Raw genomic sequence first — 7826 nt, forward strand, 5'->3', positions numbered from 1 at the left:
TAACCACTAACTACTAACTAATGACCGATCACCACTGACTAACAACTAACAACTAACAACTAACAACTAACAACTAACAACTAACAACTAACAACTAACAACTAACAACTGACTAAAATTCTTTGAGCTGGGAAACTAGAGAACGAGCTAAACTCACGGCCTCCCAGAGAAGTTCTGGGACGGCTTCGAGCTGATTCAACCGAGGTGTTTGAACTCCGGCTGCTGGCTTGGCTGCTGGAATTGCCAATGCTCGATCGCTCTGCATTGTGTCTAATTGTTCTAAAATAGGCCACAGCAAAACCCTGGCATAGCTGCCGTAAGCTATACCTGCAATGTGCGGGCGATCGGGAATTGACAAATTTTTCCCATACTCCCTCATCAGTCCGCCGGCTCTGAGCTTGCTGACAGTGCGATCGTTAGTGCCTCCTGCCAGTTGCACGAATCCCGGCAACTGGGCAGCCAAAACTTTTTGACCGAGTTTGACAGCCGCTCTAGTAGTTCCTGTTCCGATATCTCCGCTCATCGGCCTACCGTCGGTTTGCCAAATTAGGGGACAAGGAAGGGGGGAAATTATTTGATAAAGTGTCCGCAAATAGTCAATCAAACCGTCTCCATCGGGGCAACTAATTGCTATTAACTTGAGTCGATCGACCCAAGGAACTATGCTCGACCAAAGTCGCGCAAAATCTGCCTCTCTGCCTACTTGCGTGTGAATTTCTAGGGCATCCGCACCCGATTGCAAGATTAAAGGTGCGATCGCGGCGGGAGCAGACACGTAAGAACGAGTGTAGATTAATTGGCTCGGACAAACTGGCAGACAGCGACCGCAGCCGTAGCATTGCCGATCTATCACCCCAGAAAAACCCTCACCAGCGCTCTGAAAAACTATTGCCGAGGCTGGGCATATTTTTTCGCACGGCCGCCAGCAGTCCGGCGGACAATCGGCTGGGTTGAATTCGGCCTTGCGAAAATGCGGGTCTTCCCCATCGTTTAAACTCACCATCAGCCAGGGCAACCCTTTCCCGCCAAACCTGCGGTTTTGAGTTCTTGCCTGTAATTCGTCGGCAACTTGTAGGGCTTCTTTCGCTGCTGCGACGGCGGCGGGATCTGCCGCGACATCAATACAGTCAGCGCCTGCTAAGGTATAAGCCAAGGTGAGATTCCGAACAGCAGGCAAGTGTTGAAAGCTCGCCCCACAGATCAGTTTGAACCAATGGCCGCCTTTTAATGAGTTTAGGGGATGATAATGTTCTGTCACCCTTATATGTTAATCCTTCCGGCTAAAAATTACTATGTGAAAATTTCTACTGAGTTTTCCGACTCAGGCATAGACAAGTATCAAAACGCTACCGATAGCAGTCGGACTTGGGGGGTCAGCCCCAGATGTGGAGGTTCTAGCATGACTTTTTTAGCCATCTAACTTTTGTGAAATTTTTTATTACGGATGCAATTTTTAATTATTGGCTGAAGTTTTAATTGCCGACAGACTCATAATAATATCACTTGTTAGCGGTTCGTGCAAGAAAAAAGCAGACTACTATTGCAGGATTGAGAGTTTTGAACTCTGAAAACTCGATTCGGAGCCATCTAGCGCCCAGCAAAGCATCGGCGCGTATTGAGCCGGCTCAAACCAAGGCCGAATGAAAGTTAAATAGCCGATCGCCACTGCTGATCTGTCGGTATTTAGCTACACGATCGCACACTCAAAGCAATATCCCCACAAACCAAAACGGCTCTCCTGACTTTATGGTATATAATAGAGCGCTCAATACAACTAATGTAATGAACTTTTATAAAAAATATTTATTATACTTGCCGGGACTAAAGGTTGAAAGTTATACTCAAATCGAGGTAAAATTTACTTTCGACGCTCGTGTTGTGGCGTCAGCAAGAGTTTCCACTCACTATGAAAATTATACAGAATAACTCCTTCATAATCCACCTAGATTAACTAGAAAAATCTCACTTTTTGGTCGTTATGTGTATTCAAAAGTGCCTCGTCGGCAGTTCTGCTTTTAAAATCATTTGCCTAGGAGTCCTAGGTGACTATATCTTTCGTCAGCTAGTTTTTTCTGTAATTTTGCAATATTTTTTTCCTAACCCAGTAACATTTCCACTTTTTCAGTTTGGCTCAACTGCTCGATGAAGGTTTTTTGCAGATATCTGGTGGCTGTGGCTTTTTCATTCGTTTATTTTAGCAGCTTTTGCCGCTGAAGTTTTTTTGCTGTGAATCATTAGGACTAAACAAACCCAGTTTTTGGACAAATTTGCGGGCACAAATGAAGTATTAAAAAAACTTCAGCAGCCCCCATGCGTAAGCCTCAAAGCTATTGAACAATTTCGTTGCGAGATACCTTACTATTTCTAGCAGGATTCGGCGTTAATTCCGGCGGTGAGGCTTGAACACTGCCCCACTCATTCAAAAAGCTTTTCAGCAAAACCTCTTGCTGAGTGCGAAATGTCTCGACATTAGCGCCGCGATTCATAATCACAAACCACACAGTTTCTTGTTTTTGAGTTGGCAGCGCTCCGCCCAAAGCGCTAACATTATCCAACGTGCCAGATTTGACTACTGCTAATTTGGGCAGCGCCCGTTCTGAGAGTATTCCTTGATCTTTTCCAACTACAGTTAGGACATCAGCAACTGTCATGCTGTAAGGTTGAAGATAGCGTTCTAAAGCTATAAACAAGGCGCAAGCAGCCCTGGGAGAAATGCGGTTGTCTTCGCTCAATCCCGAACCGTTGACAAGTTGAATTTCTGCGGGAGGAACCCCTGTTGCGGCTGCTGCTTTTTGTGCGACTGTTTTCGCGCCACCGACACTATCAGCGAGCATATCTGCCATGAGATTATTGCTGTACTGATTCATTTTTTTGATCAGTTCGGTGAGGGGTAAAGAATAATGTTTGACTAAAGGCGCGCTGGTGGGAGGTGCTGGGAGAAGTTTGACAGCACCGTCAATTGTTATTTGAGGTTTCGGCGTGTTGGGTGGCAGTGTTTGATACTGGGCGGCGGCTTCGCTGGGCCAGATTTGACTGTTCAATGCTTGTTTGAGCAATTCTCCTGATTTGAGGGGGTCAAGTTCAAAATTCATGTAAAATTTATCGACAATTATCAAACTGCCAGTGATGCGCTTGATGCCTTTTTGATTTAAGGTGTTACCGAGGGCGATCGCCTCTTCCCAAACAAACAAAGGATCTTCGCTACCCTGAATAATTAAATCGCCTTTTAATACGCCGTCTTCGATCGTCCCGTTGGTACTAATTACAGTGATAAATTGATGTTCCGGCCCGAATTGTTGGAGGGCTACCAGAGATGTTGCTACTTTGGTAATGGAAGCGGCTGACAGAGGAACTGTACCTTGATGATTGGCTAGCAAAGTATTGCCGGATTGCATCCAAATTCCTTGATCTTCTTTGGCAGAACCTCGGGCTGTCAACTCGTTGAGATATTGCTGGATTTTGGTATTGGTGGCGGTTTCGGGATTGTTGACAGAAACTGTTAAGGGCTGACTTGGTTGAATCGGGGGCGGTGAAGATTCGGCTACAGGAGAGGGAGTTGCAAGTTGAGGTGATTCGGTAGTGGCGCATCCGGCGATAATTGTGAGAAGAGCGATCGAACTTACAGCAGTCAAGTAGCGATTTTGCAACATTACCTTAATCTTTTCCATCAAATTTACCATTCATCTTGCGGCACACCCGATGGAAATTTTAGCATTCATTAGCTGCGCGTCTTCCTTCTCTTATCTTCCTTCGCGCAGTTCGCGTCTTCGCGGTTCGTTAAATAGATATTCCCCAAATGCTTTGGGATTTGATCTTCAGCGCCTGGGGCCTTCACCCCAGGCAGGTTGTAAAATTCTCGATAAACTGGTTTATCCAGCCATACTCCCCATACTCAGCGGCACCATTTCTCCGTGCACCGTCAGGCCTAATAACATGGGCTCATTAACTCGAATCAACTCTCCTGTAAGCGCGCACCGTTCCTCCTGCTGTGCTGTGGCATTAATGCTAGCTCGAATATCCGATCGACCAAACATCTGGCGATACTCTCCAGACTTCTGCTGGACGTAATTCCAGAGCAAATCTCGAATCAAAGCTTGATAGCCTTGATTGCCCGCGAGCTCTTTGAGTCTCTCTTTAAGCTCTCTTTCTAGTCGAATGCTGGTGACTTCCATTTCGGTGGTTGAGGTTCTAGGTAGGGTATGCATAATTTTTCTCCGTGACGGGTGGACATATCTGTAATATCAGTGTAGTATGTTTACAGCTAGATTGAAAGCCTCTTAACCACCTTCTGCCTGCTGTGAAATTTCTCCCCACCTACTCCACCTATCAACCGAAGTGCGATCGCCCCAGAGGTCGCCCTGACTCGTCGCGGCACGTTTTTTGGACGGGTGAGGCTCGCGTCACAGCAACCTCGCGGGCAGGCCGGAGCCTAAATAAACCCAGTTATAGTGGATTGGGACAGAATGCAGAAATTAATTACAGCGAGGTAGACAGGGAGTATCTGTCAGTGGCACAGCCACAGAAAGATACTCGAAGCGGGAGGTACAGCTAGAGAACTGTACCGACAGAGGATGAAAATTTGCACGAACGCAGTTTTTTTTGCCCCCGCTTCTCTGGTAACAGAAGCGGGGGCATTTGATTGGATATTTGAGCAATTTGGAAAGGCTTGGGGAAGTGACAAAAAACCCAATCTAAAATCTAAAATTCTTCAATCTCACAATGCTAGCAAAAAAAACCAATCTAAAATCTAAAATTCTTCAATCGAACGATGCTGGGGAAACAACGAAAGTCCCAAATCTAAAATTATTCAATTCTTCAATTTTTTAATCCAAATTAGGAGGAGCCAGCCGTGAGCGTAGTAACTGATGTATTGAGGCAATCTGTGGTGGTGTTTTCTCAGAATTACCTACCTATGAGCCGTGTCAACATCAAACGGGCGATCGTACTTTTGGTAACAGGCAAGGCCCAAGCTCTAGATTATAGCATCGGCAATGGCTGGCTAGTGCGATCGCCCAGCAGCAGCATCCACGTACCCGAACACATCCGCTTGACTTTTGCCAACAGCGAACGCCTTTGGAAAGTGCCGCCGGTCAATCGCCGGGAAGTTCTGCGCCGCGATGCTCATTCTTGCCAATACTGCAGCAGCAATCGCCATTTGACGCTGGATCACGTGATGCCTCGATCGAAGGGCGGGACGCATACTTGGGACAACGTGGTGACGGCTTGCGAACGGTGCAACTCTCGTAAGGGCGATCGAACTCCAACAGAAGCTCAAATGCCTCTGCGAACTAAGCCGAAGTCTCCTATGCACCCCACTGTGGCTTTTTCCGAAATGTTTTGGCACGAATACCAAATTGGGGAATAGGAAATTTGTCATTAGTCATTAGTCATTGGTCATTGGTCATTGGTCATTAGTCAATCAAAAACAACTGTATTTCGCGATCGTATTTGCGACCCCAGAAACGATGTTTCTTAGTACATTGATCGTGAATCCTTACATTCGTATAAACCCGGTTTATCACTGCCCATGCGTAATGCGCGAACCAATGACTAACAACTAACAACTAATGACTAATGACTGATGACTACTGACTACTGACCAACTTTCAATTTCAAATTTAGGGCTGTCAATATGCTGAAGTTGACTTACACTGAAACGGGCTTTAACTTGGAGCGTTTGGCTCAATCTCCCGAACAGTTAGTGGCGCTGCGAGTTGTGCTGGCTATGCGAGTGGGTCAAGGCATCAGCGTGGAACCGAGCACTGCGGCATTTTTGCTGCCGGCAAATTTGCCGGCGCTGTCTCTGCTGGAATCTGAGGCCCGCCGAGATGATACCGATGCGATCGCCCTTTGTGTTGCTGATGCTGATTTTGTGGAAGTGACTCTGCGCGGTACGTGGATTTCTGACCTATCTGAGGGCGCTGATGGCGTGTTTGCTACTGTATTGAGCGATCGGGCGGAGCGATTGCTGCTCAAACTCTGGCTCGAAACTCAGGCTGCTGCGGAGGTTGTCGGAGAAGTCGGCGATTGAAATTGAAGGATAACCTCACCGTGCAAGCACCATTCTCAATCCGGCTTTCAGGGCCGGCTATAAGATCCCGCCCCACAACAAAATTCACTTTTTGTGGAACGGGATCTTATAGCCCGTTCTAGATAATCGTGCAAGATGTCATATCGTTTCCGGTTGCATCGGTATAGTTCAAATCTCTAAACAGTCAACAGCCAACAGTCAACAGTTATCTCCTTGAGTGCAACCGGAATTGATATCAGACTAAGGTGTATAAATGATGTTGAAGTAAATGCCCTTATCTTGGAGGTTGTCGCCTTTATCGCTAATGCTCATCAAAGGAAAAGCGTAATCTAGGCGCAGGCTCACCCGCCGTATCGGTTCCCAGATTACCCCCAAACCTACACCTGCCAAGAATCTCTGATTGGTTAACTTATTAGGATTGTTGGCAGTATTCCACACCGTACCCGCATCTAAAAAAGGAGCTAATTGAAGTTTGGGACTTCCCGAAGCATCCCGCTGCAAAGTAATCCGATCCTCGATCGACAGTCGAAAGCCGTTATCGCCAGAACGCACATTTTGGCGGTAGCCGCGCAAAGATTGCCCGCCGCCAATTACAAATTGCTGCGAAGGTAACAAACTATTAGCAGAAAGTTGTAAGTCTGACTGCAAAATTAATAAATGTTTATCATTTAATCGCTGTACTCGCTGCACTTGACCCAGCCAACTCAAAAATTGTCCGTCAGGGACAGCACCTTCGTTTTGAGTAGCATCAAACAAGCTAGTGCCGATCGTAAATTGCGATCGCAAAGCCCAAGCACCCTGGGGGTCGCGCCGAATGTAGTCCTGTCCGAGCTTAATCGCAGTGGTAGTCGTGACACCATTGGAGTCAGGGCCCGAGCCAAATGGAGTCGGTACACCGGCGACAAAAGTTCTGCCTTTCTGATAAGTAATACCGGCAGATAAGGCAAATTCTTCGATCGGCGTTCTCCGCAGCGGCTGGCGGTAACTAACTTCAAACAAATGCGATTTTCCGGAAATGTCAAAAGCATCAAAAGGTGCTTGTACAATACTGTTGCGGTTTGGTGCCGCCCTCAGTTGCAAAGTGCCGTTCATCGCATTTAGCGGGATGCGATAGCTAAAATCAAACAAGTCAGAATCGCCCAGCGATCGGTAATAAGCCGCCGCAAGTTCGTCGCCATTTCCTGTTACATTGCGGTGCCGCAAACTAACCCCCAATCTTTCGGAACCGACACTCGGAGGCGAGTAATTGTCAAAGCTGAAACTAGATTGAAACGGATTAGCTTCCGTGACTCTGACGATCAGAATGCTCTCGGCTTCATTATCTCCCGCCCGCAGGCTGGCTTCTACATTGTCAAATAAAGGATCTACCCGCAGCAGCCGCAGTTGGTCTTCTAATGAAGATGTGCTTAAAGGCCTTCCGGCACCGAGTCGAATCCGGCTGCGGATGTAACTTTGATGCACTCTTTTATTTCCTTCTACCTTAATTAGAGCCAGCTTGCCTTCGATCACTTGAATTTGCACTACCCCTGCGCTGATAGTTTGGGGCGGCAAGACTGCTCTGGTAGTGATGTAGCCTCGATTGAGGTAAATTTCGGTAATTTTATCGGCGATTTGTTGGAGCTGTTCTAGGGTGACAGAACGGCCTTCTAACGGCTTGATTAAGGCATTGATTTCGTCAGCGCTTAAAATTGTGCTGCCAACTACTTGAATTTTCTGCACCTGAATTATTGTATTCGGCAGCGGCTGGGGAACTGCTGACGGGGGTTGGGGCGCAACTGTTGGCGGTGTTTGGGGA

Annotated in this window: 7 protein-coding genes; 3 read left to right on the forward strand and 4 right to left on the reverse strand. The window is 47.0% G+C overall.

Annotation, left to right across the window (positions count from 1 at the left end; genetic code table 11):
• Positions 1-112: 112 nt before the first annotated feature.
• The 3 genes from ldpA to IQ270_RS04865 form a co-directional block, all read right to left on the reverse strand.
• Positions 113-1258: a circadian clock protein LdpA gene (gene ldpA, locus IQ270_RS04855; protein ID WP_193972121.1), complete on the reverse strand. Its 1146-nt coding sequence runs from the start codon at positions 1256-1258 to the stop codon at positions 113-115.
• A 1069-nt stretch (positions 1259-2327) separates the two neighbouring features.
• The gene (locus IQ270_RS04860) at positions 2328-3680 is read right to left on the reverse strand and encodes a D-alanyl-D-alanine carboxypeptidase (RefSeq protein ID WP_339384306.1); all 1353 of its coding nucleotides are present in this window, start codon (positions 3678-3680) and stop codon (positions 2328-2330) included.
• A gap of 189 nt (positions 3681-3869) precedes the next feature.
• Complete coding sequence (locus IQ270_RS04865) at positions 3870-4205, reverse strand: hypothetical protein (protein WP_193972122.1); 336 nt, start codon at positions 4203-4205, stop codon at positions 3870-3872.
• A gap of 92 nt (positions 4206-4297) precedes the next feature.
• On the opposite strand from IQ270_RS04865, the gene IQ270_RS04870 reads away from it, so the two are divergent.
• The 3 genes from IQ270_RS04870 to IQ270_RS04880 all read left to right on the forward strand — a co-directional run bounded on the left by IQ270_RS04870 (position 4298) and on the right by IQ270_RS04880 (position 6031).
• On the forward strand, positions 4298-4552 hold the full coding sequence (locus tag IQ270_RS04870) for a hypothetical protein (RefSeq protein ID WP_193972123.1): 255 nt from the start codon (positions 4298-4300) through the stop codon (positions 4550-4552).
• Between the two features lie 297 nt (positions 4553-4849).
• Positions 4850-5365, forward strand: a complete 516-nt coding sequence (locus IQ270_RS04875; protein ID WP_193972124.1) for an HNH endonuclease — start codon at positions 4850-4852, stop codon at positions 5363-5365.
• A 267-nt stretch (positions 5366-5632) separates the two neighbouring features.
• Positions 5633-6031 carry an alr0857 family protein gene (locus IQ270_RS04880; RefSeq protein ID WP_193972125.1) on the forward strand — a complete coding sequence of 133 codons (399 nt, stop codon included), beginning with the start codon at positions 5633-5635 and terminating at the stop codon, positions 6029-6031.
• A gap of 240 nt (positions 6032-6271) precedes the next feature.
• On the opposite strand, the gene IQ270_RS04885 is transcribed toward IQ270_RS04880, so the two are convergent.
• Positions 6272-7826 (reverse strand): ShlB/FhaC/HecB family hemolysin secretion/activation protein (locus IQ270_RS04885; RefSeq protein ID WP_193972126.1); only part of this gene is annotated, 1555 nt, incomplete at its 5' end.

The organism is Microcoleus sp. LEGE 07076 (genome assembly GCF_015207455.1).
GTDB lineage: Bacteria > Cyanobacteriota > Cyanobacteriia > Cyanobacteriales > Microcoleaceae > Microcoleus.

Bases quoted from the DNA above. Each gene is read 5' to 3' on its own strand.
- IQ270_RS04880 (WP_193972125.1), top strand. From the start codon at position 5,633: ATGCTGAAGTTGACTTACACTGAAACGGGCTTTAACTTGGAGCGTTTG.
- IQ270_RS04860 (WP_339384306.1), bottom strand. From the start codon at position 3,680: ATGGTAAATTTGATGGAAAAGATTAAGGTAATGTTGCAAAATCGCTAC.
- IQ270_RS04865 (WP_193972122.1), bottom strand. From the start codon at position 4,205: ATGCATACCCTACCTAGAACCTCAACCACCGAAATGGAAGTCACCAGC.